The sequence below is a fragment of the Pseudomonas sp. M2(2023) genome, from assembly GCF_030263955.1.
Classification (GTDB): Bacteria; Pseudomonadota; Gammaproteobacteria; order Pseudomonadales; family Pseudomonadaceae; genus Aquipseudomonas; species Aquipseudomonas asiatica.
In genome coordinates this window covers 4,470,655-4,495,876 of sequence record NZ_CP127114.1, presented here as the reverse complement: position 1 = coordinate 4,495,876, position 25,222 = coordinate 4,470,655, and the positions used below count along the sequence as shown (strand labels likewise).

At 60.9% G+C, this 25,222-nt stretch carries 29 protein-coding genes; 5 read left to right on the top strand and 24 right to left on the bottom strand.

Going from position 1 to position 25,222, the window contains the following annotated elements:
- Window positions 1-14: 14 nt before the first annotated feature.
- From QN085_RS20675 to QN085_RS20610, 14 genes are all read right to left on the bottom strand, one after another.
- On the bottom strand, window positions 15-740 hold the full coding sequence (locus tag QN085_RS20675) for a hypothetical protein (protein WP_285688200.1): 726 nt from the start codon (window positions 738-740) through the stop codon (window positions 15-17).
- A 2-nt stretch (window positions 741-742) separates the two neighbouring features.
- Window positions 743-931, bottom strand: coding sequence for a hypothetical protein (locus QN085_RS20670; RefSeq protein ID WP_285688198.1), 189 nt, complete (start codon window positions 929-931; stop codon window positions 743-745).
- 3 nt (window positions 932-934) lie between these two features.
- The gene (locus tag QN085_RS20665; protein WP_285688196.1) at window positions 935-1,396 is read right to left on the bottom strand and encodes a hypothetical protein; all 462 of its coding nucleotides are present in this window, start codon (window positions 1,394-1,396) and stop codon (window positions 935-937) included.
- Window positions 1,393-1,593 carry a hypothetical protein gene (locus tag QN085_RS20660; RefSeq protein WP_253230511.1) on the bottom strand — a complete coding sequence of 67 codons (201 nt, stop codon included), beginning with the start codon at window positions 1,591-1,593 and terminating at the stop codon, window positions 1,393-1,395. Before QN085_RS20660 ends, QN085_RS20665 begins: the two co-directional genes overlap by 4 nt.
- A 5-nt stretch (window positions 1,594-1,598) precedes the next feature.
- Window positions 1,599-1,973, bottom strand: a complete 375-nt coding sequence (locus QN085_RS20655; RefSeq protein WP_285688192.1) for a hypothetical protein — start codon at window positions 1,971-1,973, stop codon at window positions 1,599-1,601.
- Between the two features lie 105 nt (window positions 1,974-2,078).
- Window positions 2,079-3,014, bottom strand: coding sequence for a hypothetical protein (locus QN085_RS20650; RefSeq protein ID WP_285688190.1), 936 nt, complete (start codon window positions 3,012-3,014; stop codon window positions 2,079-2,081).
- The gene (locus tag QN085_RS20645) at window positions 3,004-3,438 is read right to left on the bottom strand and encodes an RING finger protein (RefSeq protein WP_285688187.1); all 435 of its coding nucleotides are present in this window, start codon (window positions 3,436-3,438) and stop codon (window positions 3,004-3,006) included. The genes QN085_RS20650 and QN085_RS20645 overlap by 11 nt, the downstream gene beginning before the upstream one ends.
- Window positions 3,435-3,968, bottom strand: a complete 534-nt coding sequence (locus QN085_RS20640; protein ID WP_285688185.1) for a hypothetical protein — start codon at window positions 3,966-3,968, stop codon at window positions 3,435-3,437. The genes QN085_RS20645 and QN085_RS20640 overlap by 4 nt, the downstream gene beginning before the upstream one ends.
- A 7-nt stretch (window positions 3,969-3,975) precedes the next feature.
- A complete protein-coding gene (locus tag QN085_RS20635; RefSeq protein ID WP_285688184.1) occupies window positions 3,976-4,470 on the bottom strand; it encodes a hypothetical protein in 495 nt (164 codons plus the stop codon).
- 57 nt (window positions 4,471-4,527) lie between these two features.
- Window positions 4,528-5,034 (bottom strand): hypothetical protein, encoded by a 507-nt coding sequence (locus tag QN085_RS20630; protein WP_285688182.1) that lies wholly within the window; start codon window positions 5,032-5,034, stop codon window positions 4,528-4,530.
- A 676-nt stretch (window positions 5,035-5,710) separates the two neighbouring features.
- Window positions 5,711-5,998, bottom strand: a complete 288-nt coding sequence (locus tag QN085_RS20625) for a hypothetical protein (RefSeq protein WP_285688180.1) — start codon at window positions 5,996-5,998, stop codon at window positions 5,711-5,713.
- Window positions 5,999-6,277: 279 nt separating this feature from the next.
- The gene (locus QN085_RS20620) at window positions 6,278-8,503 is read right to left on the bottom strand and encodes an AAA family ATPase (RefSeq protein WP_285688178.1); all 2,226 of its coding nucleotides are present in this window, start codon (window positions 8,501-8,503) and stop codon (window positions 6,278-6,280) included.
- Between the two features lie 9 nt (window positions 8,504-8,512).
- Window positions 8,513-8,800 carry a helix-turn-helix transcriptional regulator gene (locus tag QN085_RS20615; protein WP_285688176.1) on the bottom strand — a complete coding sequence of 96 codons (288 nt, stop codon included), beginning with the start codon at window positions 8,798-8,800 and terminating at the stop codon, window positions 8,513-8,515.
- A gap of 227 nt (window positions 8,801-9,027) precedes the next feature.
- Window positions 9,028-10,236 (bottom strand): tyrosine-type recombinase/integrase, encoded by a 1,209-nt coding sequence (locus QN085_RS20610; protein WP_285688173.1) that lies wholly within the window; start codon window positions 10,234-10,236, stop codon window positions 9,028-9,030.
- A 509-nt stretch (window positions 10,237-10,745) separates the two neighbouring features.
- Here QN085_RS20610 and QN085_RS20605 point away from each other — a divergent pair.
- The gene (locus QN085_RS20605; RefSeq protein ID WP_013973518.1) at window positions 10,746-11,699 is read left to right on the top strand and encodes an IS110 family RNA-guided transposase; all 954 of its coding nucleotides are present in this window, start codon (window positions 10,746-10,748) and stop codon (window positions 11,697-11,699) included.
- Between the two features lie 96 nt (window positions 11,700-11,795).
- On the opposite strand, the gene QN085_RS20600 is transcribed toward QN085_RS20605, so the two are convergent.
- Together QN085_RS20600 and QN085_RS20595 are read right to left on the bottom strand one after the other, a co-directional pair.
- Entirely contained in the window at window positions 11,796-12,488 is a 693-nt protein-coding gene (locus QN085_RS20600) for a pseudouridine synthase (protein WP_013974015.1), read from the bottom strand.
- 9 nt (window positions 12,489-12,497) lie between these two features.
- Window positions 12,498-12,710: a cysteine-rich CWC family protein gene (locus tag QN085_RS20595; RefSeq protein WP_015271611.1), complete on the bottom strand. Its 213-nt coding sequence runs from the start codon at window positions 12,708-12,710 to the stop codon at window positions 12,498-12,500.
- A 143-nt stretch (window positions 12,711-12,853) separates the two neighbouring features.
- Between QN085_RS20595 and QN085_RS20590 the strand changes: the two genes are divergently transcribed.
- Complete coding sequence (locus QN085_RS20590; RefSeq protein ID WP_024087683.1) at window positions 12,854-13,306, top strand: hypothetical protein; 453 nt, start codon at window positions 12,854-12,856, stop codon at window positions 13,304-13,306.
- A gap of 147 nt (window positions 13,307-13,453) precedes the next feature.
- Here QN085_RS20590 and dspII read toward each other — a convergent pair whose 3' ends face one another.
- A complete protein-coding gene (gene dspII, locus QN085_RS20585; protein ID WP_041505627.1) occupies window positions 13,454-14,560 on the bottom strand; it encodes an enoyl-CoA hydratase/isomerase DspII in 1,107 nt (368 codons plus the stop codon).
- A gap of 126 nt (window positions 14,561-14,686) precedes the next feature.
- Here dspII and ung point away from each other — a divergent pair, with 126 nt between their 5' ends.
- A complete protein-coding gene (ung, locus tag QN085_RS20580) occupies window positions 14,687-15,379 on the top strand; it encodes a uracil-DNA glycosylase (protein WP_024087682.1) in 693 nt (230 codons plus the stop codon).
- A 120-nt stretch (window positions 15,380-15,499) separates the two neighbouring features.
- Here the strand turns inward: ung and QN085_RS20575 are convergent, their stop codons facing one another.
- From QN085_RS20575 to QN085_RS20555, 5 genes are all read right to left on the bottom strand, one after another.
- A complete protein-coding gene (locus QN085_RS20575) occupies window positions 15,500-16,531 on the bottom strand; it encodes an AbrB family transcriptional regulator (protein WP_023661344.1) in 1,032 nt (343 codons plus the stop codon).
- Complete coding sequence (locus QN085_RS20570) at window positions 16,524-18,038, bottom strand: tripartite tricarboxylate transporter permease (RefSeq protein WP_023661345.1); 1,515 nt, start codon at window positions 18,036-18,038, stop codon at window positions 16,524-16,526. The genes QN085_RS20575 and QN085_RS20570 overlap by 8 nt, the downstream gene beginning before the upstream one ends.
- 3 nt (window positions 18,039-18,041) lie before the next feature.
- On the bottom strand, window positions 18,042-18,500 hold the full coding sequence (locus QN085_RS20565) for a tripartite tricarboxylate transporter TctB family protein (protein ID WP_041505628.1): 459 nt from the start codon (window positions 18,498-18,500) through the stop codon (window positions 18,042-18,044).
- 200 nt (window positions 18,501-18,700) lie between these two features.
- Complete coding sequence (locus QN085_RS20560; RefSeq protein WP_013974007.1) at window positions 18,701-19,681, bottom strand: Bug family tripartite tricarboxylate transporter substrate binding protein; 981 nt, start codon at window positions 19,679-19,681, stop codon at window positions 18,701-18,703.
- A 46-nt stretch (window positions 19,682-19,727) separates the two neighbouring features.
- Entirely contained in the window at window positions 19,728-21,017 is a 1,290-nt protein-coding gene (locus tag QN085_RS20555; RefSeq protein ID WP_023663468.1) for an OprD family porin, read from the bottom strand.
- A gap of 200 nt (window positions 21,018-21,217) precedes the next feature.
- Between QN085_RS20555 and tctD the strand changes: the two genes are divergently transcribed.
- Window positions 21,218-21,889: a two-component system response regulator TctD gene (tctD, locus tag QN085_RS20550; protein ID WP_013974005.1), complete on the top strand. Its 672-nt coding sequence runs from the start codon at window positions 21,218-21,220 to the stop codon at window positions 21,887-21,889.
- The gene (gene tctE / locus QN085_RS20545) at window positions 21,882-23,261 is read left to right on the top strand and encodes a two-component system sensor histidine kinase TctE (RefSeq protein WP_041505629.1); all 1,380 of its coding nucleotides are present in this window, start codon (window positions 21,882-21,884) and stop codon (window positions 23,259-23,261) included. The genes tctD and tctE overlap by 8 nt, the downstream gene beginning before the upstream one ends.
- 117 nt (window positions 23,262-23,378) lie before the next feature.
- On the opposite strand, the gene QN085_RS20540 is transcribed toward tctE, so the two are convergent.
- Together QN085_RS20540 and ygfZ are read right to left on the bottom strand one after the other, a co-directional pair.
- Window positions 23,379-24,185 carry an HDOD domain-containing protein gene (locus QN085_RS20540; RefSeq protein WP_013974003.1) on the bottom strand — a complete coding sequence of 269 codons (807 nt, stop codon included), beginning with the start codon at window positions 24,183-24,185 and terminating at the stop codon, window positions 23,379-23,381.
- 55 nt (window positions 24,186-24,240) lie between these two features.
- On the bottom strand, window positions 24,241-25,182 hold the full coding sequence (gene ygfZ / locus QN085_RS20535; RefSeq protein ID WP_024087680.1) for a CAF17-like 4Fe-4S cluster assembly/insertion protein YgfZ: 942 nt from the start codon (window positions 25,180-25,182) through the stop codon (window positions 24,241-24,243).
- Between the last annotated feature and the right edge of the window lie 40 nt (window positions 25,183-25,222).

Here is a 25,222-nt window from a genome sequence, read left to right as displayed (position 1 = left end):
TAAGTCGGACGACGCTATAACAGGTCGCGGCCGCGACGGCTCATGACGGCCCGGCGGCGATCACCGGGGGTTGGCCGGTCGGCTGAAGGGCGACGCGGCGCGTCGTACTGCTCGGCAGATGATCCGCCCCGGTAGTTGGTAATGTCGCGCTCCACCGTCTCGCGCACCACAGCAGCGTCGGCGCGCTGCTCATCGGTCAGGGGCAGCTCATCAATCCAGCGCTGGCGGGCCGCGTCCCGTGCCATATCACGCTGGAAGTCGTCTTGGTGGGGTGACGGGTTCGGCTGATCGGGTGCCACCCAGCGGCAGGCTTCCTGGGGCGACATTTCGGGTTCGACAGTCACAGGGTCGTCGCTCGCTGGCCGGTGCTCGATGGTAACAGCCTGCTTTTCTAGCTCCCGCGCACCGACCGATAAAGCAAAAGCCACCCTTTGTGCCGCTTCTAGCGGGGTCATGTAGTAATTGTTTTGGGTGTTGTGGTTGCCGCCACCGGTGTCGTCGCCTTCTTTCTGCGCAGCCGGGAACAAACGCGACAGCCCTTGCTGGATAAATTCCTTGGGGTTGGCCTGGGCGAACTTGAGCAGCCAATCGACCCCACCCATGGCCTCGTACACCGCCATGATATCCCCGGCCATCTGGCTCGTGACCAGCTGCCTTTCGCCACGGTCCAGTGATTTACCCTTCACGCGGCCACTCCCCGGCACCTTGGGCGATCCTGGCTTTCTGCCTCGGGTCGCCATGGTCAGGTCTCCAGGGTCACGACGACCGACTTCAAACTGCCGTCCTCGCCATAGGTGAAGGATGCAGCAGCCGGTGGTGCAGCTTCGGGCTGTACCTGTTCGCGCAGCCACAAGGTCAGGGTGGTGGCCAGGGCGCGGGCTTCTGCTACAACCACAGCGTCATCGCTGCTGGAGAACGTCAGGGTGGCCATGGCTTACACCGCCCCGTCGTTGCCGTACAGCTTGCGCGGCCGGTTGAAGTCAGCAGGCACCGGGGGCAGGCCGTTGTAGTTCACTTCGCTCGCCTGCTCTTCATCGACAAAGCCCACCAGCTGCCCGGCCGCGTCACGTTGCAGCAGCAAGCGCTTGCCGTTGATGACCATGGCCCTTGCCACACCGGCACCGTCGCGCTGCACGGTGCCCTGCATGGCCTTGCGCGCCCGCGTCTGCGGCACCGGTGGAATCTGCTTGAAGTCGGTGTAGGTCGGTGCTGGTGGTCGGCTGGCCTCCAGCTGGCGGCGCTGCTCAGCCAGTGCTTCACCGACGCGCCGGTCCACTTCAGCGGCGATCATCTGCTCAATGGCATTGCCGACACCGCCCGAGGCTTCTGGCACCGGTGCGGGGGCCTCTTCGCGCCGGTGTACCTGCCGGGCGATCAAGTTAAGTTTCGGACTCATAATGCGTTCACCTGCTTAATCAGATTTTTAAGCTTGGCTTGTTCGCCGCCATGCAGTGGGTAACCCATGGAACGGTTAAGTAGATCGTCCAACTTTGCCAGCAAGCGTTCGTGGCCACCGATAAGAGCCACTTTGTTGCGGGCTTCACGGGCTTCATTCAGCAAGATGTTGCCGTTTGCAGCGTGATCTTCGAACATTTTGATTAACCCTCGGACAGTACAAGTTTCAAAGTACGGGCGGATGCCTGGGCCACGGCCACGCCATTCGACGTCTCGGACACGATCCTGATAAGCTGTTGCCCGGCGAAGTTATCCATATTGTCGAAGGACATATAGCGGTTGGCACTAGTTAAAAATGTCAAATGGTCGCCAGCGGTGTTATACACCGAGGCAAAGGTAGAACCATCGACACTGCACTGGAATCCGATGCGCGCATCCGTCCAAGCGGCAGGCATTAAAATGCCCGCGACGGTAAGTCCGGTGACGTTAATTTGCTCACTTGCACCATCAGCAGCGGTGCTTAAAGTTACCGTTGCACTGGTGCGGTTCGATGCCTTTGGTCTTAGTACGTTGGCCATGATTATTTGCCCTCTTTAGCTTTATTGCGTCGTTGCTTCTTAAGCCAGCGTGCGCGTTCTTTAGCGAGCACGCTGTCGATTCGTTTGATCTTTTTAGGCTGCATATCAGCCCCCGTCTCTAAGCGTCAGCAGGTGGCGGTATCTTGCTTGTAACTGGTTGTCGGCCAGCCACGCTTTACGGTTGGTGCGCATGACAAGCTCACATTGATTAATTTCTGCCTGAATATTTCCGCCACCGCTGGGCAGGCTTCCTGCTCCAATAGCTTGTTTAAATAAAAATAACAGCACCTCCCGCGTGTTCGTGCCCCTTATCCAACCGGTGGTGTATTTATCCAAGGCCAACTGCTCGTTTAACGGCAGTGACTGGTAGTACGAATCCACGAGTTTTATATTTTGTTGGTAGCTCTGGCCCCACAGGTTTTCCAGATACGTTTGCGTGCTGGCTTTCGCGGTGTCGTTGGCTTTCACCACGGCTTCAAATTGCGCATCCGTTAAACTGTCGGTGGGGTCTTTTGATTGGGCCATCCTTGGCGGGGTGCCATGTTGGGAACCGGGGTTTTGCGCGGCCAACTTGCGGCCCATGGTCGTCACCCACCATGCGGTGTCGGTGACCAGTTTCTGGCTGAAGCCATGGTCATGGGCATAGTTGGCGAAGGCTTGAAAGATCGGGTCGTTAACGTGCTCGTATAAGTTATAGCGGTGGTGCGCCGCCTGTCTGGCGGGCGTTTTGGTGATCGAGTCCATGAACCACTTCACCGCCAGCTGGCTATGGGTGATGTTATGCCGCAACTTCATCATGTCGCCGACAAATACCCCGCCAAGCTGGGTATAGCCTTGCATCACCTGCTCCAGCGTGACACCGGGCGGCAACGGCTGGCCGAACACCTGCACCTGACCTTCACCGGGGGCATGGTAGTCGGTGGGTAACAGGTCGTTGCCGCTGTTCCAGTCCGCTGAAGGTGCCGGTGCAAGGGGCTGAAGGCCGCCCGGCGAGTACGGCGCCAAGTCACCGGGGCCGTACAGATCGAGTTCATTCGCCATCTAACTGACCTCCACCGGTGGAAGCCAATGCCCGGCGGCAGTTGCGCATTTTCTCGTAACGCTCCCGGCAGAGGTGGTGGACCCAACTCTTATCGCCCACGCGCACCAGTTCGCGGGGGTCGTCTTCCTCGCACAGGCAGAGGCGACACATGCCCTTTCCCACTTCCTGCCTGCCCTGATTCCCCGAAAGGGTATCGACTACGCGGATCAAGTGGTCGTGCCCCACCCACAGATTGGTGCCCACTTGATATAAAACTTTCTGGAAATCCGCGTCATTAATCAGCGAAGCAATGGCGGCCTTGTCGTCAATGTCGGCATCGGCCTTGTCCACCGCGCGCAGAAATTGCGGGAAAGTGAACTTGCGCGCTTCGCGCTTGGCGATAGTTAGGCAGTGGCGGTAAACATCTATTTCGAAAGAGTTCATAACAGGGACTCCCTGACGTTAGCTTCACCGGCTGATTCGCCGGTGGTTTGCGGATTCCGCGCTACCAGATTTCGAAGTTGTTTCCACGGCCGGGAACATTGCCGATGCAAACTCACGCCCGCGACAACGTTTCCATATATGTCCAATTCTGGTTTCAGCGCGTTGTATACGCCACGTTCGTCCTGGAAGCAGAAGTTGCAGCAGTCCGTTGAATGCGGGCGTCGATTTAACAGACGCGCTGCAACTTGCGGGTCATCGGGCGTTGCCAGACAAACCAGACGCCATGTCTTGGCTCTATCGGCCGATTGCCAGAGTGCCGTCTCGTAGTCCAACTCTAGAGTTTCCCGCGTACTTTCCCGCAGCAGGAAAGTGCGGATACGGTCCGCTGCCGGGGCAGCTTCACCGATGCTGTAACGGATGAACTCGATCAACTTGTCCAGTGGGCATCTTAAGGCGAAATAGTACCGTGCGACGAACTGGATATGCGCAAGTAAGATGAGTTGGGTGGCATCGTCGAGTGCAGTTCTCATTTTCGTGTCACCGCAAAGACGCATGGTCGAGCAAAGCGGCTATGGCGGCCTCTTTGTTGGGTTTGCCTCGTACGATCAAACAGCCGTCACACAGGCGCTTCACTTGGTAGCCGCCTTCGTCGTTGACAATTGGTCCTGCATAAAAGCACTCGAATCCGGGCGGCAGGCCAGCCTCACTTACCAACAGCGCTGGCAGTGGGTGATAACTCAACATGACGACATTGGCGTAGCCTCTTCCTGCATCCAGCACCAAGAGTTCAGCGTAGGCGGAGCGATCCTCCCAAATACAATGGATGTGGTCAAAACTGTGGAACTGGTCGCTATTTACGGACCATAGGGCTGACAAGACGGCCGTTTCCTTTGTGGTGCCGCGCGGCAGTATCGCGCTCCAGTCCATGTTGCAACTTTCATGGAACCGCAAGGAACTTCTCGGGAGTGCCTTTACCTTGATAGGTGGAAGTTCGGTGGCGTCAACTTTTTCGGTGCTGGGTGCAGATGGCATTTAATGATTCTCCAGATGCGTTTGGTGTGTTCGTATCTGGAGTTAACAACAACTTGCTTAGTGTTGCTGTTTGCTCTTGCAAGAGAGTCCGTTTTTTTCTTCCCATGCTCGCAATGCCTTGCGAATCAAGCGGATATCTTTCACGCGGGCGGTATCGCGGTAGTCAGCGGGGAGTCCGTAGCCGACAGGCGTTGATTCCAGCTGTGCCTGGACGAAGCTGGCACGGTCATGCCGTTCCTTCTTGTCGATCAGGGTTCTGCGCTTGATACGCAGCACCTCGGCAATGGCGTCTTGCAGGGCCTCGTCCTTCGCTTCAGCCGCGTCGATCTTGGATTGCCGCATGCGCTCGGCTTGCTGGGCTGGCTGCGCCTTGAGCCTTGCCAGTTCAGTGCGTAGAGCCTCCAGTTCGCGGCGTAGAGCCTCGACACCGGTGGCCTTCACCGGGGGTTCGCGTGCGGCCTCTAGCTCGGCAAACAAGGCATCGGCCAGATCAGCGTGCGCGGACGGGCACAGCAGGCGAATGACAGCGGGCAGCGTGCCGGTGGATGGTAGGGTAGTGTTCATAACTTGATCCCCAAAAGATCAGCGGCTTTCTCCAACGTCACCGCCTCGTCTTTTGTGGAAGGGCAAATTTGCCCTTCCACTTTCGACCCATGCTGCTTTAGATCGTGTCATAGCTTCGGTTTTTGTGGAGGCTTCAATTGAGGCCTCCACTTTCGACCCATGCTGGTTTGACCCGTGCATGAGGTTCGCCAGCTTAGACGCTGCCTTGGCGCGCTGGGCCGTATCAAGATGGCGCCTGTCAAGATTTTCTATGCGGACAAAGGTCAATCTCGTCGTTCTCATGCCTGCATTCCCTCAAAGGCGCCTCCAGCAGCCCCAGCGAGGCCACTTTTAGCGCGTTTCTCTTCTTTCCTACCCTACCCCTAGCGGGTCGGTGTCTCGCTTCATGGCGGGGCTTGTAGCGATTGAAGCGCTGGCTGCTGTCGTGGCCAGGAAACCCACTCAAAGTGGTAGATTTACCGTGGTAAGTCCTTTCCCGCGTTTCCAACTACATGATAAATAGACCTTTTTCGCTGTGGTTCTGAGTCTGTACGAGACTTGTGATTCCGCATCGTGGCCGCCTAGCCTGGCCGTGAGCTGGCGGCGGTGGCGTACCTGCCACTATTGCCCACGCCCTGTGGGCTCTATTACTGAACCAATGAGTTTTCTAATTCTATATGCCCACCATACAAATTCGTTAGAGCAAACTTTGTTTGCGCACTAAGCGAATTAGCAGCTCGGCGTAACTTTCGCCCTGGAGCAGCGCGGCCTTCACCATGGCCAATTGTTCGGGTGGCAGGAACAGCAGCAGCGATTGCCAGCCAGCAGCGCGCCGTTGCGCTCTCAGCTCGCGCATGGCCTTCGCCATCCGGGTCTTGGCCTTGGGCGCGGCGATCACCCAGCCCATACCCAACAGCCTTTCAATTTCCACCGGGTTGCCGATGGTCCTTGCCTGCGATGGATGAACCAGTAATTTGGGCTTCACAATCGTCTCCTTTACCAGTGGAAAACTAACCAAAACAGCTGCCCTTAACTAATCCCTCCCCCCCTAGGGGGGGTCGGGTTAGTTGTTTTTAGGGTTTTGACTAGCATTAGTCATCTCAACTAGCCTTTGTGAAACCCTCCTAACCCTTGCTGGGCGGGGCTTTCAGGGTTGTGGCAACTAATGGCTACTAATACGACTGATCAGAAAAACCCTCAAAAAACCATTATTTAACCCCCCCCTTTTTGACCCCCTTTAACTAATGATTTTTGACCCGTTTTTTCACTCGTCGGCATCGTCATCTTCACCGTCTGTCAGCGGCTGCAAAGCCCTGATCCGACCCCCCATTTCACTGTCTACCAGCGCCCAATCGGCCAGTGCTTTGCCCGATTTGGTCAAGCCCAGCACGTCATCCTTCACCGTCACCATCGACACCCGTGGATAGTCCGGCAAACCGCCTCTCTTTTTCAGCGTGCCGACCTGCCATGCAATGCTACCGGCTGGAATGCCTGCAAGCTTGGCTACCTCGGCCTGGGAGAACTTGGCTTTCAACCCACTGAGCACCTTGATGGCTAAACAGATCTTGGCGGCGGGCATATCCAGCTTAAGATCATCCACCAACGTGGCTTTAACTGTTGTTTCCTGCTTGCCGAGATTGTTAGTCCAGCCTTTGATTGGGGCGGTTTCGGTAATCCATATAATGGGTTCGAATTCAGCCGTCCGATGTTTCGCCTCTTTGTTACTGCCCTGATCCATGCGAATCTTGTTACCCATTTTGGAGAAGCCGAAAATGTTATCCAGATCGCCAGCGGCGACACCGGAACCGCGCCAGTTATAAATATCATCGGACCCCTTTGGGGGGTGATGCAGGGTGATAGCGCATAAACCGAACTCGGTTATGAAGTCTTCCCGCATCATCTTCATCCATTTTTTGACTTCAGTGGCTTTATCCTCACTCTCCCCGCCATAGTTGGCACTAAAAGTATCCGTGACCATTAATGCAGGCATGATTTTTTTCATTTCTAACTTCAATCTTGCGACTTCTTTCGTGTCATCGAGCACCGGGCGCCTGACGATATAAAGCCAGTCGTCGAGGTCTTCGATATTCTTGCCGTGGGTCTGGCACCAAAGTTTGATTCGCCTCCTGATACCGGCTGGATCTTCACCCGCAAGATAAAGTACGCGACTGCGCACAACTTTGCGTTTCCCGAAATCCATGCCGAAGCCTAAATGCAGCGCCATGTCCAATACACCGGATGTTTTACCCGCGTTAGGGTGGCCGATCCCGGCATTATGGTCGCCCCTGTATAGAATGCCCTCGATCAATACTTCTTGCGGTTTGCGATCCGCCATAAAGCTGGACAGCGATTCGCAGAGTGGTGCTTCGGGCGCGGTAGCCTTGACGGGATCGACCAACAATTCACCATCGCCCCACGCCGGGTAATACTTCGCGATACGGTGCCTGTCATATAAATCGGACTTTTCGTAAGCCCTTGCTATTTCGTAGCGGGCAAAGTCCATGGCCGCTACGGGGTCTTGATTCCGGTGATCGAGCAAATAATCGACGGTCGCTTCGTTGTGGCAGACACTGGCAAATTGATCGGCAAACGACATGCCGATTTCGTCGTTAAATTTGATCAGAAGTCCCTGGAAGTGTTTTGAGCGGTCGAGCTTGTCCTTGCCCACAATAGTGACCAGGGCGTGCTGCTCTTCACTAAGCCCTGTGAGTGCCGTCAGGTCATGGGGCATGCCTTCACTCGATATCAGCAGTTCGGGTGGTCCCTTGGATTCGCCTGCCAGCTTCAGGAGGGGCTTCAGCGGGGTGATATCGTCGAGCTTGGCAATGCTGGTGCAGCTGGTCAGCAGCACGCCAGTGACGATCAGGTGCCGCGCCTTACGTCCGGCAAGGAAGGTATCGACGTGGGCGCAGCCGTCCAGCGTGGCGCCGTTACGCCCCCAGTAGCGCGCGGCCTGATCCTCGGGCAGCCACAGGAAGCCATGCAGGCCGGTACGGCTACCGCTGGCTTCCCATACGGTAGGCGGTAGCTGGGCGACCAGAGGGAGTTTGGCCAACACCCCGGCGGCATCTGTGGCCGGGTCGAAGGTGATGGCGCTGCAACCGGGCTTGCCGGGCTTGTCCTGGCGGTACTTGCGATAGCCGGTCACTTCGTCCACGTCGAGGCACAGCAGACGATAACGATTGTGAACAATGCCGGTCGCCGGAAAAATAATGCCGATATTGGGCAAGCCGTACTTATCAGCCGTGGCTCGCGCTTCGTCGTAAGTCATCAAGGGGGCGTCAGTATCGCTCCAGCTATTGAACGGCTCGCCGCTGCTGTTGCAAGGGGCCTTGTTCTGGTCACTCACAACCCATATACGCTCATTGAGCAGTTCGCGGAAAACGATAGCTTGCTTGCTATTCCTTTCGGCGGTAGATTCGACAGTACGCGCAGTTACTTCAGCCCCCTTCGCCGTTGACGCGGCAGGGGGCTTTTGTTTGCCTTTCATATAGCCCCCTTAAATCAGCTCGGCTTTCGCGGCTTGGCGCTTGGCTTGGCGCCCCGAAACAGCCTTGGCGGCGTTGCCGTCGATTGTCGTCTTGACGGTGAACGAAGCGAGCAGGGCGCGTACATCGCCCACGCGCCAGCCGACCATGCGTGGCCCGATTTGCACGGGTTTCGGGAGGGTTCCAGCCCTAACGCCATCCCACAGCGAAGTGTGCGAATAGCCGGTCAACGCCAAGACCAGGGGCTCGCGGATGACGGCAGAATCGGGAAGGGAGTCGAACGGAATGGGAGTGGCCATAAAAAAGCTCCGACAGCGAAAGAATGATCCGGCCATTGGCCGTCCGTTTCGCAAATCGAAGCTTTGTCGGGTCTCCAGCTACCCCGCGCCATGACGCGCTCGTTTCCTGTTTACCTGCTACCTGTTACCTGTCATGGGCCGCATGCGTACAAAGGCTGGAGTGCACAGACGCATGCGTTTGCGGTGCCCGGTGTTGCGCATTCAACATACTACTATCGCGTACTAGGTCAACTGGTCTTGACCATCTTACCCAGGTGATCGGCCCACCACAGCATGATTTTCCGACGTTCGGGCAGGTACTTCGCTTTGTTGTAGACCTTCCTTGTCCCGCCAGTGGTATGCGCAAGCTGGGCCTCGATGGCGTCGGGGTCAAACATCCTTTCGTCACCGTTGCGCGCTTCATTGAGTGCCGTGCTGGCAATATGGCGGAAGCCATGTACCGTCTGTTTTCCGGCATAACCTAAAAGCTTTAGTGCATTGAGCAGCGTACTGTTTGTGATGCCCTGCTTACCCCCGCGACCCGGTAAAATCAGTTCGCTCTCGGGATTCATGGCTTTGAGTTCTTCCAGTATTTTTATGACCTGTGGCGCCAATGGCACTAAAAGCGCCCTTTCCATTTTCATGCGCTCGGCGGGTATCTCCCACAAGGCGTTATCCATATCGAATTCCGACCACTGCGCCTGTAACAGCTCATTGGCGCGAACGAACGTCAGCGCTATTAGTTGCAGCGCCAGCATGGTTTGGCGGTTGCCTATGGTCTCGTAGGTGGCGATCTTTTTTATCAGGGTCGGGACTTCTTTGGGTTTGACGTGCGCCTGATTTTTCGGCTTGTGCTTTTTCAATGCGCCTTCACGACCTACGGCCACATTCTGTACAAGGCGCCCGCTATTGATGGCGTAGTCGAGCACCGCGCTGATATTGGCCAAGACCCGATACGCCACCTGGGTGTACCCAGCCGCTTGGACTTTGCGCAGTGTTTCTATTACGTCGGATGCTTCGATGGCAGTGACTGGCATCTTGCCGAGGACAGGGAAGGCGTGCGCTTCCAGCCGCGCCCACATGCCTTGGGCGTACCGCTCGCCCCACTCTGGTGACTGGGCTTCAAACCATTCACGGGCGATGGCTTCGAACGAATCGGCCTTGGCTTGTTTCTCGACGGCCTTCTGCTTCTTTTTCGCCTGTGCCGGGTCGGTGCCTTTCTTAAGAAGCTCGCGATGGGCTTCGGCTGCTTTACGGGCTTGGGCCAGGGTCGTCTTGGGGTACGCCCCCAGTGCCATGCAGCGTTCTTTGCCGTCGAGGTAATAGCGCAGCCGCCACCATTTGCCGCCGTCCGCCATACACCACAGGTACAGGCCCGGCTCTATGGCGTACTTCTTGATTTTCTTACCGGGTGGGCAGGTAAAGGCCCCGATTTCCAGGTCTGTGAGCTTGGCCATGGTGGCGGTCTCCCGTGGTAGATTTGTTTTTTCTACCACGGTTTTCTGTCGGCTACCACTGAACTTAGCCGTACTACCACGTCACATAAAAAAGGCTGAAACTCGCGTATTTACTGGGTTTCAGCCTTTTCTTTCAAGCGTTTAGGAATATTTTGGTAGTCACATGCAGACTGACGATTTGGATTCAAGCAGTGGGTCGGGAATCCCGCAAGTGCCGTTCGGGGGAAAATGTGACTTTTGTCGCTGAGCGGTCGTATGACGACCCCTGATCTGTCTGGTCCGGCCTCTTCGCGGGCTCGCCCGCTTGTATGGTTAGACTTGAAGGGGTGGTGGGACTAAATGCCCGATTCTGACTGTTCACAGCAGTACAGACCGTGGGAGACATCGCCCCACCCCTTCCACCAAAGCGCCGATAAAGAATGCATCGTTTGCAAGCGACGATAGAAGCAAGCCAGCGCCTCTTGGTGAAACCCCTTCAAGCCGAAAAACCATAACGTGAGGAGCCGCCCATGGCAATGCAGGTAGGTAAGTTGATCGTGGGTGCGGATGTCGCGAAGGCTGAGCTGGTTATCCACCACGATGATCGCGACGAGATCATCAGGCTGAAAAACTCCAAACTCGAGATCAGAAGGTGGCTCAAGCAACAAACCCTCAACACCGCTATCGCTGTTGAGGCGACCAATGTCTACCACTTGGACCTGGTTGAATTGGCCCACAGCCTAGGCTTCGAGGTCTATGTCATCGATGGTTTTCAATTGAGCAACTACCGGAAAAGTGTTGGGGGACGGGTTAAAACCGACCCCTCCGATGCTCGGTTGTTGTCCCGTTTTTTAAAAAATGAAGGCGAGGACCTTCGCCCTTGGAGCCCGCCTCCCGCTGTCTACGGCAAGCTTCAGAGCCTCTTGCGACGCAGAGCCGCCTTGGTGACTGCTCGTACTGCAATGACTCAGAGCTGGGCTAACGAAAGCCTTTTGAAAGCCGCCTTCGAAACTTTTGTGAAGTCGATAGATCGGCTGGATCAGTTGATTCAAAAGAAGATTAAAGAAGTACTGCGAGACGCTGGGCTACAGGAACAAGTCGCTCGCTGCCAGGCAGTAGAGGGCATTGGTTTTCTCACCGCCGCAGCATTGGTGATGGCTTTTACAAGGGGCGAGTTCAAAAGCAGTGACTCGTACATTGCATTCCTAGGAATGGATTTACGAGTCAGTGATTCCGGGCAGAAGAATGGGCGACGTCGCCTCACCAAGCGAGGTTGTTCAGAAATTCGTCGCTTATTGCACAACGCTGCGATGGCGGCCAGCAGATCGGCAGCCTGGAAAGGGCTTTACGAACAGCATCGGAGCAGTGGTAAAGCAACAACCCAAGCTTTGGTAATCCTGGCAAGAAAGCTCGCGCGGGTGGCATTCGCCCTGATGAAAAATCAGGACGAATACGTCACTAAAGGCGCGAAACTGGCTTGCTGAAAACCATAGAATCTCCCACAGGGATCACACCAGCCCGGAGGCCTGTGGTGTACCTGTGGGAGCGGGCGTGCCCGCGAAGAGGCCGGTACAGGCTGATTAGACCGTCGCTATTTCATCCGCCGTCAGCTCACGAAACGCCCCAGGCGCTAACCCCGGGTCAAGCCGGATCGCCCCCATGCTCTCCCGATGCAACCCCACCACCTTGTTGTCGAAATGGCCGAACATGCGCTTCACCTGGTGATAGCGCCCTTCGATGATCGACAGCCGTGCCTGGCGCGGCCCGAGGATGTTCAGCTGGGCGGGCAGGGTGGTGAGGTCTTCGAAAGCGAAGTAGAAGCCCTCGAGGAACTTGGCCACATAGTGCTCGCCAATCTCGTCCTCGGTTTGCACCAGGTAGTGCTTGGGCAGCTTGGTCGCGGGCTGGGTAAGCCGGCGTGACCATTGGCCATCGTTGGTCAGGATCATCAAGCCCGTAGTGTTGAAGTCCAGCCGCCCGGCAATGTGCAGGTCCTCACGCAAACCGGCTGGCAGCAGGTCGAGCACGGTGCGGTGTTGCGGGTCCTGGGTGGCGCTGACGCAGCCTGCCGGCTTGTGCAACATCAGGTAGCGTGCCGGGCGGCCAGCCTGCAGCAGCTGGTCGTCCAGCTCCACGCGGCTGAATTCGCGCACTTCGGCCAGTGGGTCGCTGACCACTTGGCCATCCACCCGCACACGGCGTTGCGCCAGCATCAGACGGACTTGCTGGCGGTTGTGGCTGGGCAGGTTGGCGAGGAAACGGTCGAGGCGCATGGCAAACGGTCAGTCGGAAGCGGGGGAGCGAAGTTGTTCTTCGACGGCGGCGCAGCGCGGGCACAGGCAGGCTTTGTCGCGCAGCTCGGCGGGCAGGGCTTCGAGCACGGCAGGGTCGATGGTCACGCTGTAACACCAGCAGGCCTGGGTGGCTCGGCGCGGATCTGCCAAGCTGCACTGGTTGAGGGCGCCACAAGCGGGGCAGTGCTGGTTGTCGGGCATGGCTGCCATTCACCTGTATCAAATTGTTGCAGAAATGGCACTGCACCTTGGCGGCACTGTCTTATTCAGTGTCGATGATCGCATTTCGCATCGACGCTCGCCAGCGCCGCTGTTCGGGCACTCCAGCGGTCCAGGAGGCCGCCATGTCCTATCGAATCCTGTTGATCGCCCTGCTGGGGCTGATGACTTCCGCCTGCGTTCCGTACTACGAGAGCGGGGGCTATTACCGATCGGACCACTACTACTCCGACCGTTATGTGTCACCGGATTATTACCGTTATGACCGCTATTACGTAGCGCCGCAGCCCCGTTATTACTATCAGCCTGCGCCACGCTACTACTACCGCTCGGCGCCCGCGCCTCACTACCGGTCTCATCCACAGCCGGGGATGAAGCAATGGTATGGCAACCCACGCAACGACTATGGCAACCGCCAGCGGTATGACTATGGGCGCGACCGGGATCGTCATGATTATCGCGATGGCAGCCAGCGCTATCAGCAGAATGACCGTTGGCACTCCAGCGGGCGGGGGGATGGTGACCGACGCGGGGATGGGCGGCGTGGGCACGGGCAAGGGGGGAACTGGCAGCGGTAGGTGAATTGAAAACCGGGGGCGCGTTGCGCCCCTTTCGCGACGCAAGGCCGCTCCCACAGGTACGGCGCAGCATTGGAAACCATCGCTGTACCTGTGGGCGCGGCCTTGTGTCGCGATGGGCTGCAATGCAGCCCCAACTTCTCGAAGCTACCCGAGATCCGCCAGCGGATGCTGCCCCTCCCACACCTTGGCAAAATGCGCCTCCACCACCGCCGCCGGCACTTGCGCCACATCGGGCCAGTGCCAGTGCGGCTGGTTGTCCTTGTCCAGCAGGCGCGCACGCACGCCTTCGCTGAATTCCGGGTGGCGGCAGCAGTTCAGGCTCATGTTGTATTCCATCTGGAACACCTGCGCCAACGACAGGTGCCGTGCCCGGCGGATCTGTTCCCACACCAGGTGTGCGGTCAGCGGGCAACCTTCATGCAACCGTTGGCCGGCATCTGCCAGCAGCGGGTCGCCGTGATGCTTGAGCCCCTCCAGCGCACGCCAGGCGGCAGCTGCGTCGGCCACGTCGAGCAACTGATCGATCACCTGTCGCCTTGGTAGCCACTGGGCCTCGGGCAACTCGGCGCAGACGCGGTGCTGTTCGGCCTTGAGCAGGCTGTTCAGTTGCAGGGCGGTCTGTTCCTGCCAGTTCAGTTGCAGCAGTTCCTCGATCAGCGCCTCTTGCTGGTACTCGCCCAGAAATCGGTCTGCCAGGCCCAGGTCCAAGGCGTCGTGGGCATTGATCGGCGCACCCGTCAGGCCGAGGAACAACCCCAGCTTGCCCGGCAGGCGGGTAAGGAACCAGCTGGCACCCACATCCGGATACAGGCCGATGCTGATTTCCGGCATGGCCAGCCGACTGCTGGGGGTGACAATACGCACATTGGCGCCCTGCAGCAGGCCCATGCCGCCGCCCAGCACATGCCCGTGCCCCCAGCACAGCAGCGGCTTGGGATAGGTGTGCAGGGCAAAGTCCAGGCGATATTCGGCGGCGAAGAAGGTGGCGGCCAGCGGGGGCACGCTACCAGGGTGGTCGCGGCAGGCTTGTACCAGCGCACGCACATCACCGCCGGCACAGAAGGCCTTGGCACCGTTGCCGCGCAGCAGCACGCAGACGATTCCCGGGTCGCGGGCCCAGGCGTGCAACTGTTCGCCCAATACTTCGATCATCGGCAGGCTCAGCGCATTGAGCGCCTTGGGCGCATCCAGGGTGGCGATGCCGATGCGGGCGCCATCGGCGCCGGTGAGTACCTCGCAATGAATGGCCATGGACTACCTCGCGCAAGTCATCGCCCAAGTATGGCTTGCCTGGCCGAACATGCCGGTCGTCGGTCGGATCGTTTGACAAGCGGGAAGGGCTTACCTAGTGTCGCGCCATTGTTTATGGAAGGCCCCATGACTGACGACGATCGCATCAAACTCGAACCCAGCTGGAAGGCCGCCTTGCGCGCGGAATTCGACCAGCCCTACATGCATCAGTTGCGCGAGTTCCTGCGCAGCGAGTACGCCGCCGGCAAAGAGATCTACCCGCCAGGGCCGTTGATCTTCAACGCGCTCAACTCGACGCCGCTGGACCAGGTGAAGGTGGTCATCCTTGGCCAGGACCCTTACCACGGGCCGGGCCAGGCGCATGGCCTGTGCTTCTCGGTGCAGCCGGGCGTGGCCACGCCACCTTCGCTGGTCAACATCTACAAGGAGCTGCAGCGCGACCTGAACATCCCGATTGCCAGTCATGGCTACCTGCAGAGCTGGGCCGAGCAGGGGGTGCTGTTGCTCAACACGACCATGACCGTGGAGCGCGCCAATGCCGCGTCGCATGCCAAGAAGGGCTGGGAGTTCTTTACCGACCGGGTCATCCAGGTGGTTAGCGAGCAGTGCCCGAACGTGGTGTTCCTGCTGTGGGGCTCGCATGCGCAAAGCAAGCAGAAGCTGATAGACGGGACCAAGCACCTGGTGCTGAAATCGGTGCATCCATCACCATTGTCGGCTTACCGTGGGTTCCTGGGGTGCGGGCATTTCAGCCGGGCCAACAGTTTCCTCGAGCAGCGCGGGCTGGCGCCGATCAACTGGGCATTGCCACCCTTGTAAAGGCCTGAAATGTCGCGTTGCCTTCTTCGCGGGTGAACCCGCTCCCACAGGTACTGCACTCCCCTCAGGGCTTGTGTGGTCCCTGTGGGAGCGGGTTTACCCGCGAAGAGGCCGTCACAGTCATTCCGGGGTTGCGTTCCACACCCGGAACAACGGCTCTGCCAGAAACAGCACAAACAACAAGCGCATCACCTGCAGCGCCGTCACCAGCGGCACCGACAGCTGCAGGGTCTCCGCCGTCAGGCTCATCTCGGCAATTCCGCCCGGCATCATCCCCAATGTCAGCGAACGCAGATCCAGCGCGGTCATCATGCTCAGCACCCATGCGGCACTGCCGGCAATCGCCATGCACAACGCCGTGGCCACCAGGGTGCGGCCCAGGAACGACGGTGCGCGGCGGAAGAACGCGCGGTTGAAGTGGCAGGCCAGGCCGCTGCCGATCAACCACTGGCCGATCTGGCTGGCGCCATTGGGCAGGGTTATCTGCAGGTCGCCCGCCAGGCTCACGGTGGCTGCGACCAATAAGGGCCCGAACAACCACGGGTTGGGCTGGCGCAAGCGCTGCCACAGCAGGGCGACGGCAACGCCCAGCGGTGCAATCAGCGCCAGCCAGCCCCAGCTCACACTGCCGGTGTGATTCAGCGGTACCCCGTCACCCAGCAGGAACTTGAACAGCGCTGGCACGCACAGTACCACCGCCAGTACGCGCAGGCTTTGCGCCGCCGCCACCTGGCTGAGCACTGCGCCATTGCGGGCGCCAAGGTTGACCATCTCCCCCGAACCGCCCGGCATGCTGGCGAAGAACGCCGTGGCACGGTCTTCACCGGTGCGCCGCAGCAGCCATACGCTGATCACGCTGGACAAGGTGGTGAACAGCGCGCCGAAGAAGATCAGTGCGAAATGGCTGGCCACCTGCTCGATCACCGCCGGGGTGAAGTGCAGGCCAATGCCGATGCCGATGATGCATTGCCCGCATTTGCGGCCATTGGGGATTTCCGGGAGCTGCCAGGGTGTCAGGCAGCGCACCAGGATGATCGCCAGCAACGAGCCGACCATCCACGGCAAAGGCCAGCCGACCTTGCTGGCGGCAAAACCGCCAGCAAGGCCGACCAGCCCGGTCGCGACAAACAACGGCAACGAGCGATCAGGCATCGGCCATCGCCCGGCGCTGCTGGCTGCGTTTGCGCCAGATGCGCAGCAGCGGCAGGGTCAGCATGCAAATGGTCAGTACCCATACCGACATGCTGATCGGGCTCGACCAGAGGATGCCCAGTTCGCCGTTGGAGATCGACAGCGCCCGACGCAGGTTCTGTTCCATCAGCCCGCCGAGGATGAAGCCGAGCAGGATCGGCGACAGCGGGAAGTCCAGCTTGCGCAGGATATAGCCCATGATGCCGATGCCGACCATCAGGAACAGGTCGAAGGTGGTGGCATGCACGGCGTACACCCCGATCCCCGTGATGATGGCGATCACCGGCACCAGCGCCCAGTTCGGCACGGCGAGGATGCGGGTGAAGATGCGGATCATCGGAATGTTGAGGATCACCAGCATGATGTTGGCAATGAACAGCGAGGCGATCAGGCCCCAGACGATGTCTGGCTGCTGTTCGAACAGCAGTGGGCCGGGGGTGATGTTGTACAAGGTCAGTGCGCCGATCATTACCGCGGTGGTGCCCGAGCCGGGTACGCCCAGGGTCAGCATCGGTACCAGGGCGCCACAGCAGGAGGCGCCGATGGCGGTTTCCGGGGCGGCCAGGCCGCGGGCGTCGCCCTTGCCGAACTTGCCGCTTTCGCCGGCCAGACGTTTTTCGGTCATGTAGGCCACGGCACTGGCCAGGGTCGCACCGGCTCCGGGCAGCACACCCATGATGAAGCCCAGCAGGCCGCAGCGGATGTTGACAACGAACACCGAGGCCGCTTCCTTGAAGTTGAACAGCATGCGCCCGGTGGCCTTGACTGCCTGGTGGCCATGGTGGGTCTTTTCCAGCAGCAGGAGGATTTCGCTGATGGAGAACAGGCCCAGCACCAGCACCACGAACTGGATGCCGTCGGCCAGATGCACGCTGTCGCCGGTGAAGCGGTACACGCCACTGTTGGCATCGATGCCGACTGCCGACAGGAACAGGCCGATCAATGCGGCAATGAAGGTTTTCAGCGGCTTGTCGCCGGCCATGCCGCCGAGGGCGACGATGGCGAACACCATCAGCACGAAGTACTCCGCCGGGCCGAAGGCGATTGCCCATTTCGCCAGCAGCGGTGCGAACAGCACCATGCCGCAGGTGGCGATCAGCGCACCGATGAACGAACTCCAGGCCGACAGCGACAGCGCTACGCCAGCCAGACCATTGCGGGCCATCGGGTAGCCATCGAGAGTGGTCATCACGGTCGAGGCTTCGCCGGGGATGTTCAGCAGGATCGAACTGATGCGTCCGCCGTACTCGCAGCCCAGGTACACCGCTGCCAGCAGGATCAGCGCCGATTCCGGCGGCAGGCCGAGGGCGAAGGCGATGGGGATCAGCAAGGCCACGCCGTTGATCGGGCCCAGGCCCGGCAGCAGGCCGACCACGGTACCGATCAGCGTGCCGGTGAGGGCGGTGACCAGGTTGTAGGGGGACAGGGCGACGCCGAAGCCCTGGCCCAGGTAGCTCAAGGTATCCATGTGTCAGTTCTCCAGTACGCTCAGCAGGCCAAGGGGCAGGGGCACGTCCATCACGCGGTCGAACAGCCAGTAGAGAAACAGGCTCATGCCCGCCACCACGATGGCGCTGTGCAGCCAGCGGCCGCCGTACAGGCGGGCCATGGGCACGCCGACCAGGATGGCGCTGAGGATGAAGCCCAGGGCTTCGAAGGTGCTGGCGAACACGATCAGCAGGCCGACGCAGGCGGCGATCTTGGTCAGCGTCTCGCGGTCCAGTTCCGGTTCGTCGTCCTTGCGCACGATGGGGGTGGGGCGGAACACCAGGTACAGCAGGCCCAGGCCGAGCAGGCCGAGCGTCAACAGCGGGTAGGCGCGCGGGCCCACCGGTTCATAGGAAAACGCCGCCTGGTAAGGCCAGGCCATCACGGCCAGGGCGGCGCACACCGCCAGCAGGGCCAGGGCGAAGATGCGTTGCAGGATCATGAAGGAATCCTCGTTGGGATCACGCAAGCGAGATGCAAATCCTGTGGGAGCGGCCTTGCGTCGCGATCGGGCGCGAAGCGGCCGCAAAACCTGCCACTGCGATCTGTCTGAAGCATCGCATCGGCTGAGACAGGGGCCGCTGTGCGGCCTATCGCGACACAAGGCCGCTCCCACAGGGATTGTGGTAACTCCGGCCAGTGTTACTGGATCAGGCCAAACTCCCTGGCCAGTGTCTTGTAGTCAGCCACTTGCTTCTTCACATAGCCGTCCAGCTCTGCACCGGTCATGGCGAACGGGAACAGTTCGCGCTGGTCACGCAACTTGGCGAAGTCTTCCGAAGCCAGCATCTTGTCGAATGACTGCTTCCACCAGGCGTATTCCTCGTCGCTCACCTTTGGCCCCAGGTAGAAGCCGCGTACCACTGGCCAGACGATGTCGTAACCCTGTTCCTTGGCGGTGGGGATGTCTTTCATCTCGGGCTCGTCCAGGCGCTTTTCCGAGAACACTGCGAGGATGCGCATGTTGCCGCTCTGAATGTGCGGCATGGAGTCGGAGATGTCGGTCGAGCCTACCTGGATATGCCCGCCCAGCAACGCCGTGGCGATCTCGCCGCCACCTTCCAGCGCGACGTAGCGCAGGTCACGCGGGTTGATGCCGGCGGCCTTGGCAATCAGGGCGGTCTGCATCCAGTCCTGGCTGCCGACGGTACCGCCGGAGCCGATCACCACCTTGCTCGGGTCTTTCTTCAACGCTGCGACCAGGTCGTCGAGGGTCTTGTAGGGCGAGTCGCTTTTCACTGCGATGGCGCCATAGCTGGTGCCGACGGCGGCCAGCCATTTCACCGCGTTCTCGTCGAAGCGGCCGAACTTGCCCTGGGCCAGGTTCAGCAGCGAGCCGCTGGACCAGGCCACCAGGGTGCCGGCATCGGCCGGGCGCTGGGCGACCACGGCGTTGTAGGCCACCGCACCAACACCGCCGGGCATGTAGGTGACGCGCATCGGCTTGGTGAGGATTTTTTCCTGCACCAGGGCGCTCTGCACCAGTTTGCAGGTCAGGTCGAAGCCGCCGCCGGGCGAGGCGGGGGCAATGCATTCGGGGCGTTTCGGTTCGGCAGCGAGGGCGTTGCCGGCCAACAGCAGGCAGCCGGTAGCGAGGACGAGGCGGCGCAGTGAGTAGGTCATCGTCTTTCTCCGTGAGCGTTGTTGTTATCAAGTTATCGCTATGGGGTTACCACAGCGCCACGCTGTAGCTCACCAGCAGCCGCACCTCGTCCGCGTCGCGGGCGAAGTTGGAGCGGAAGGTGGCGTTGCGCAGGCGCACGGCGACGTTCTTCAACGGGCCGCTTTGTACCACGTACTTCATTTCGGTATCGCGTTCCCACTCCTTGCCCTCGCCACCGGCGGCGCGGCTGACGTTGTCGCCGCTGATGTAGCGGGTCATGAAGGTCAGGCCGGGCACGCCGAGCGCGGCGAAGTTGTAGTCGTAGCGCGCCTGCCAGGAGCGCTCGTCGGCGCCTGCGAAGTCGTTGATCTGGACGAAGTTGACCAGGTACGGGTCGGCACCATCGACGTACGGGAAGGCGCTGTCGCCTGACAATTGCTGCCAGGCGGCGCTGACCTTGTGCCCGCCCAGGGCGTAGCTGAGCATGCCATTGACGGTGGTGTTGTCGATGTTGCCGGCCTTGGCGGCGCCGGCGTCGTCACTCACGGCCAGGCGCAGGTCGGCGCCCAAGGTGCCGGGGCCCCATGGCTGGGTGGCGACCATGCCGATGAAGTGCTGGCGGTAGATATCGTCGAGCTGGGCAAAGTGGTAGCTGCCGGTGATGCGATCGGTGAACTGGTAGTCGAGGCCGGCCAGGTCCAGGTTGTCGGCGCTGAACGAGCCACCGAAGCGGCCGTTCTTGTTGTTCAGGGCCAGGTCTTCCCAGTTGGTGTCGTTGCGGTCCTTGGCCTTGTCCAGTCGGCCTCCGGTGAAGGTCAGGCCCTTGACCTCCTTCGAAGTCAGCAGGCCGCCTTCGAAGGTTTGCGGCAGGATGCGCCCATCGTTGGGCTGCAGGGTCGGCAGTTCGGGGATCAGCGTGCCGATCTTCAGTTCAGTCTGCGACACCTTCACCTTGCCGGTCAGGCCGAGCTTGGAGTACTCGTCGGCGGCCTTGCCGTCATCGTGGGTCGGCAGCAGGCCGGTGTCGGTGCGGTCGGGGCTGGAGTCGAGCTTGATGCCGAGCATGCCCAGCGCATCCAGGCCGAAACCCACGGTGCCATCGGTGTAGCCAGACTCGAAGTTGAGCATGAAGCCCTGGGCCCACTCGTCGCGCTTGGATTGCTGCGCACTGGTGCCGTCGCGGAAGTCACGGTTGAAGTACATGTTGCGGGTTTCGAAGGTGGCCGTGCTGTCTTCGAAGAAGGCGGCCTGACTCATCGGCGCGACACCGGCAAGCGCAAGGGCGCTGACGATGGCGGAGGGGCGTGCGGCAAAGGAACGGGTAGGCGCGAACGCCTGCGGCTGCGATGACAGCATCACTGATGGCTCCGTTTATTGTTCTTATTCGTTGCACCTTGCTGGTGCTTTTTTTCGGCGCGTAGGGCGACCGTGGTGCGATGCTAGGTAACCAACCTTTCGCTAACCTTTCAGCGTGAAAGGTTTGTCGACAGGGCTTCACAGGCCTGCCGACAGCGGTACACTCCGCGCCACCGTCCCACCCGAGCAGGGAGAATCCGATGCGTGTGCTGCTGGTCGAAGACCACCTGCAACTGGCTGAAAGCGTGGCCCAGGCCTTGAAAAGCCATGGCCTGACCGTGGATGTGTTGCATGACGGCGTGGCCGCCGACCTGGCCCTGGCCAGCGAGGAGTACGCCGTGGCCGTGCTGGATGTCGGCTTGCCGCGCATGGACGGCTTCGAGGTGCTGGCGCGCCTGCGCGGCCGTGGCAAGACCCTGCCGGTGCTGATGCTGACCGCGCGCAGCGACGTCAAGGACCGGGTTCATGGGCTGAACCTGGGCGCTGACGACTACCTGGCCAAGCCGTTCGAGCTGACCGAGCTGGAAGCACGGGTCAAGGCCCTGTTGCGGCGCAGCGTGCTCGGTGGCGAGCGCCAGCAACGCTGCGGGCCGTTGGTATACGACCTGGATACCCGGCGCTTCACCTTGGGTGGCGACAACCTGACACTGACTTCTCGCGAACAAAGCGTACTGGAAGCGCTGATCGCCCGCCCGGGCCGGGTGATGAGCAAGGAGCAACTGGCCGCCCAGGTGTTCGGCCTGGACGAAGAAGCCAGCCCCGATGCCATCGAAATCTACATCCACCGCCTGCGCAAGAAGCTCGACGGCCACCCGGTGGCGATTGTCACCTTCCGTGGCCTGGGCTACCTGCTCGAGCACCGCGATGCGTGACAACGGCAGCCTGCGTGGGCGCTTGCTCGGCAACCTGGCCTTGCTGCTGGTGGTGCTGATGCTGGCCAGCGGCCTGAGCGCCTACTGGAACGGCCGCGAGGCCGCCGATACTGCCTACGACCGGACCCTGCTGGCCTCGGCAAGGACGATTGCCGCAGGCCTGTCCCAGCGTGACGGTTCGCTGAGCGCGGATGTGCCCTACGTGGCCCTGGACACCTTCGCCTACGACAGTGCCGGGCGCATCTACTACCAGGTGCTGGACATCCAGCAGCGGCTGATTTCCGGCTACGAGAACCTGCCAGCGCCGCCGCCGGGCACGCCGCGTACCGACGACTATCCGGCGCTGGCGCGGTTCTACAATGCCACCTACCTGGGCCAGGACGTGCGCGTGGTCAGCCTGCTGAAGCCGGTGAGCGAGCCGAACATGAACGGCATGGCGGAAATCCGTGTGGCCGAGACCGAGGAAGCGCGGGTGCGCATGGCCCGTGGCCTGATGGCCGATACCCTGCTGCGCCTGGGGATGCTGGCGCTGGGCGCGCTGGTGATGGTGTGGTTTGCCGTGAGTGCCGCGTTGCGGCCGCTGGAGCGCCTGCGCACGGCGGTGGAAGAGCGCCAGCCGGACGACCTGCGGGCCTTGCCGGTGGTGCAGGTGCAGCGGGAGCTGGGCCCGCTGGTGCGGGCTTTGAACCATTTCACCGAGCGTTTGCGCGGCCAGTTCGAGCGCCAGGCGCAGTTCATCGCCGACGCCGCCCACGAATTGCGCACGCCGCTGGCCGCGCTGAAGGCGCGGGTCGAACTGGGCCTGCGTTCGGGCGAGCCACAGGAGTGGCGACAGACACTGGAGTCCGCGGCCCAGGGCACCGACCGGCTGACCCATCTGGCCAACCAGCTGCTGTCGCTGGCGCGGGTCGAGAACGGTGCGCGCGCGATTGCCGAAGGCGGCGCGCAGCGCCTGGACCTGAGTCAGTTGGCTCGTGAGCTGGGCATGGCCATGGCACCGCTGGCGCACAAACGCGGGGTGGCGCTGGCCCTGGAGGCCGAGGCGCCGGTGTGGCTGAAGGGGGAGCCGACGCTGCTCAACGAGCTGTTGAGCAACCTGGTGGACAATGCCTTGGCGCATACGCCGGCTGGCGGCAACGTGATCTTGCGAGTGCTGGCGCCGGCGGTACTGGAGGTGGAGGATGACGGACCGGGGATTCCCGAGGCCGAGCGTGAGCGGGTATTCGAGCGCTTCTACCGGCGCAGTGCGCAGGGCAGTGGGCTTGGATTGGCGATTGTCGGCGAGATCTGCCGGGCGCACCTGGCACAGGTGAGCCTGCATGACGGTGCGAAGGGCGGGTTGCGGGTGCGGGTGAGTTTTATCGCGGATTGATGTGTTGCCTGTACCGGCCCTTTCGCGGGTGAACCCGCTCCTACAGGTACAGCGCAGCCTTCAGCAGCGGCGCGGTCCCTGTAGGAGCGGGTTTACCCGCGAAGAGGGCGCTGCCGGTCAGCGCAACATGCTCCGCGCCTCGATCAGTTCACCCACTTCAAGCTCGGTGCCGTACGGCAGGCCCAGATGGCGGTATGCCGGCAGTGCCGCCAGCGGTCGGTGGCGGCCTCGCTGGCTGATGCAGCGGGCGATCTGCACGATGTCGATGTAGTCGATGTTGTCGGTCTGCCGGTCCAGGTCCTGCACCTGGCTCGGCAGGTTGACCAGTTGCTCCGGAAACTCCCAGGCCTTGAGGATCTTGTCGCCCAGCACTGGCTGGATCTGCTCGATCACATAATGCAGGCACACTGGGTCCGACAGCAGTTCGTTGTGCTCTTCGGCGTAGATCAGTACCGGCAGCGCGCCAATCTGGTTGACCAGCCCGCCGAGGGTGGCCTGGTCGGGTTTGAGTTGTGTAAAGCGCCGGCAGATTTCGTAGCTGATGCCCGCCACATCCAGGCTGTTGGCCCAGATATCGCGTAACTTCTGCTCCACAGCCGGCGCCCGTGCGTGGAAAATCTGCTCGATCACCAGGCCAATGGCCAGGTTGCAGCTGTAGTTGATGCCCAGCCGCGTGATGGCGGTGTGCAGGTCGGTGACCTCGACCGCCGCGCGCAGCAGTGGGCTGTTGACGACTTTGATCAGGCGCGCTGAAAGGGCCGCATCGCGACCGATCACCTTGCTCAGGGCCGCTACGCTGATCTCGCTGTCTTCCGCCGCCTCGCGGATGCTCAAGGCAACCTCGGGCAGGGTCGGCAGGACCAGGTCATCCTTTTCGATGGCATCGAGCAACTGTGCTTGAACCATCTCGGCCAGCTTGTTCATGGGCGTGTCTACCGCAGTGGTGGTGCGGCCCCGCCATGTAGGCGGGGCAGGCTGGTCAGCGCTGGATTTCCCGGTCGCGGTCCAGTTCGTAGGGCAGGGTCAACACCTGCAGGCGTGGGCCTTCGAGGCTGCCCAGGTGCAGGTTGTCGTCTTCCACCGCTTCGGCGCTGAGCACCGCGAGCAGTTCGCAGCCTGTGCCGTTGCTGGCAGCAATGACCACTTCACCGACCGACGAACCATGGGTGGGCGAGAAGATCTCGACGCCCGGGGCCGGAATGGCCTGCTGGTCCAGTGCCAGGCGGTACTGGCGGCGCTTGAGCTTGCCCAGGTACTGCATGCGGGCAACGATTTCCTGACCGGTGTAGCAGCCTTTCTTGAAGCTGACGCCGTCGACGGCCTGCAGGTTGATCATCTGCGGGATGAACAGCTCGCGGGTCGGCCCCATGACCTGGCCGATACCGGCGCGAATCTGCCCCAGCAGCCAGTTATCCAGGCTGCCTTCGGGCAGCGCGGTGGCCAGCGCCTGGCGAACGCGGTCGGCGTTGTCTGCCGGTACCCACAGTTCAACGCGGTCGGCGGACACGGCGATGGCGATCAACCCGTCGTGGCGCACGGTGCTACCGGCTGCCGCAGGCACATCGAGCCCCAGGGCCTGCAGCGCCGCATCGCCGCCTTGCAGGCCGAAGCGTGCCCAGGCAGCGCTTTCATCGGTCAGCGTGGCCTTGGAGAACACGGCGTACTTCTTGAGGTCGGCCAGCTGGGCGTCGAGCAGCTCGCTGGCCATGGCCAGCAGGTAGCCGTTGCCTTCGGGCAGGATGCGGAAACTCGACTGCATGCGCCCCTTGACCATGCAGCGGGCGCCGAGGCTGGCGTGTTCCGGGCTGAGGTAGTTGATGTTGCAGGTCAGCTGGCCTTGCAGGAACTTGCCTGCATCGGAGCCGCGGACGGCGAGGATGCCCTCGTGGGACAGGGGGCAGAAGAAAGCGGAATCGGCCATGGGTCATCGCGGTGGCTAAAGACTGGCGGCCATCATAGAA

What these genes read in the sequence shown, in the direction of transcription:
- QN085_RS20565 (WP_041505628.1), bottom strand. Translation starts at nt 18,500, where the DNA reads ATGATCCTGCAACGCATCTTCGCCCTGGCCCTGCTGGCGGTGTGCGCC.
- QN085_RS20615 (WP_285688176.1), bottom strand. Translation starts at nt 8,800, where the DNA reads ATGGCCACTCCCATTCCGTTCGACTCCCTTCCCGATTCTGCCGTCATC.
- QN085_RS20605 (WP_013973518.1), top strand. Translation starts at nt 10,746, where the DNA reads ATGGCAATGCAGGTAGGTAAGTTGATCGTGGGTGCGGATGTCGCGAAG.
- QN085_RS20620 (WP_285688178.1), bottom strand. Translation starts at nt 8,503, where the DNA reads ATGAAAGGCAAACAAAAGCCCCCTGCCGCGTCAACGGCGAAGGGGGCT.
- QN085_RS20640 (WP_285688185.1), bottom strand. Translation starts at nt 3,968, where the DNA reads ATGAGAACTGCACTCGACGATGCCACCCAACTCATCTTACTTGCGCAT.
- tctE (WP_041505629.1), top strand. Translation starts at nt 21,882, where the DNA reads ATGCGTGACAACGGCAGCCTGCGTGGGCGCTTGCTCGGCAACCTGGCC.
- QN085_RS20675 (WP_285688200.1), bottom strand. Translation starts at nt 740, where the DNA reads ATGGCGACCCGAGGCAGAAAGCCAGGATCGCCCAAGGTGCCGGGGAGT.
- QN085_RS20560 (WP_013974007.1), bottom strand. Translation starts at nt 19,681, where the DNA reads ATGACCTACTCACTGCGCCGCCTCGTCCTCGCTACCGGCTGCCTGCTG.
- QN085_RS20570 (WP_023661345.1), bottom strand. Translation starts at nt 18,038, where the DNA reads ATGGATACCTTGAGCTACCTGGGCCAGGGCTTCGGCGTCGCCCTGTCC.
- QN085_RS20660 (WP_253230511.1), bottom strand. Translation starts at nt 1,593, where the DNA reads ATGTTCGAAGATCACGCTGCAAACGGCAACATCTTGCTGAATGAAGCC.
- QN085_RS20590 (WP_024087683.1), top strand. Translation starts at nt 12,854, where the DNA reads ATGTCCTATCGAATCCTGTTGATCGCCCTGCTGGGGCTGATGACTTCC.
- dspII (WP_041505627.1), bottom strand. Translation starts at nt 14,560, where the DNA reads ATGGCCATTCATTGCGAGGTACTCACCGGCGCCGATGGCGCCCGCATC.
- QN085_RS20600 (WP_013974015.1), bottom strand. Translation starts at nt 12,488, where the DNA reads ATGCGCCTCGACCGTTTCCTCGCCAACCTGCCCAGCCACAACCGCCAG.
- QN085_RS20665 (WP_285688196.1), bottom strand. Translation starts at nt 1,396, where the DNA reads ATGAGTCCGAAACTTAACTTGATCGCCCGGCAGGTACACCGGCGCGAA.
- ung (WP_024087682.1), top strand. Translation starts at nt 14,687, where the DNA reads ATGACTGACGACGATCGCATCAAACTCGAACCCAGCTGGAAGGCCGCC.
- ygfZ (WP_024087680.1), bottom strand. Translation starts at nt 25,182, where the DNA reads ATGGCCGATTCCGCTTTCTTCTGCCCCCTGTCCCACGAGGGCATCCTC.
- QN085_RS20540 (WP_013974003.1), bottom strand. Translation starts at nt 24,185, where the DNA reads ATGAACAAGCTGGCCGAGATGGTTCAAGCACAGTTGCTCGATGCCATC.
- QN085_RS20650 (WP_285688190.1), bottom strand. Translation starts at nt 3,014, where the DNA reads ATGGCGAATGAACTCGATCTGTACGGCCCCGGTGACTTGGCGCCGTAC.
- QN085_RS20645 (WP_285688187.1), bottom strand. Translation starts at nt 3,438, where the DNA reads ATGAACTCTTTCGAAATAGATGTTTACCGCCACTGCCTAACTATCGCC.
- QN085_RS20635 (WP_285688184.1), bottom strand. Translation starts at nt 4,470, where the DNA reads ATGCCATCTGCACCCAGCACCGAAAAAGTTGACGCCACCGAACTTCCA.
- QN085_RS20610 (WP_285688173.1), bottom strand. Translation starts at nt 10,236, where the DNA reads ATGGCCAAGCTCACAGACCTGGAAATCGGGGCCTTTACCTGCCCACCC.
- QN085_RS20575 (WP_023661344.1), bottom strand. Translation starts at nt 16,531, where the DNA reads ATGCCTGATCGCTCGTTGCCGTTGTTTGTCGCGACCGGGCTGGTCGGC.
- tctD (WP_013974005.1), top strand. Translation starts at nt 21,218, where the DNA reads ATGCGTGTGCTGCTGGTCGAAGACCACCTGCAACTGGCTGAAAGCGTG.
- QN085_RS20655 (WP_285688192.1), bottom strand. Translation starts at nt 1,973, where the DNA reads ATGGCCAACGTACTAAGACCAAAGGCATCGAACCGCACCAGTGCAACG.
- QN085_RS20595 (WP_015271611.1), bottom strand. Translation starts at nt 12,710, where the DNA reads ATGCCCGACAACCAGCACTGCCCCGCTTGTGGCGCCCTCAACCAGTGC.
- QN085_RS20555 (WP_023663468.1), bottom strand. Translation starts at nt 21,017, where the DNA reads ATGCTGTCATCGCAGCCGCAGGCGTTCGCGCCTACCCGTTCCTTTGCC.
- QN085_RS20630 (WP_285688182.1), bottom strand. Translation starts at nt 5,034, where the DNA reads ATGAACACTACCCTACCATCCACCGGCACGCTGCCCGCTGTCATTCGC.
- QN085_RS20670 (WP_285688198.1), bottom strand. Translation starts at nt 931, where the DNA reads ATGGCCACCCTGACGTTCTCCAGCAGCGATGACGCTGTGGTTGTAGCA.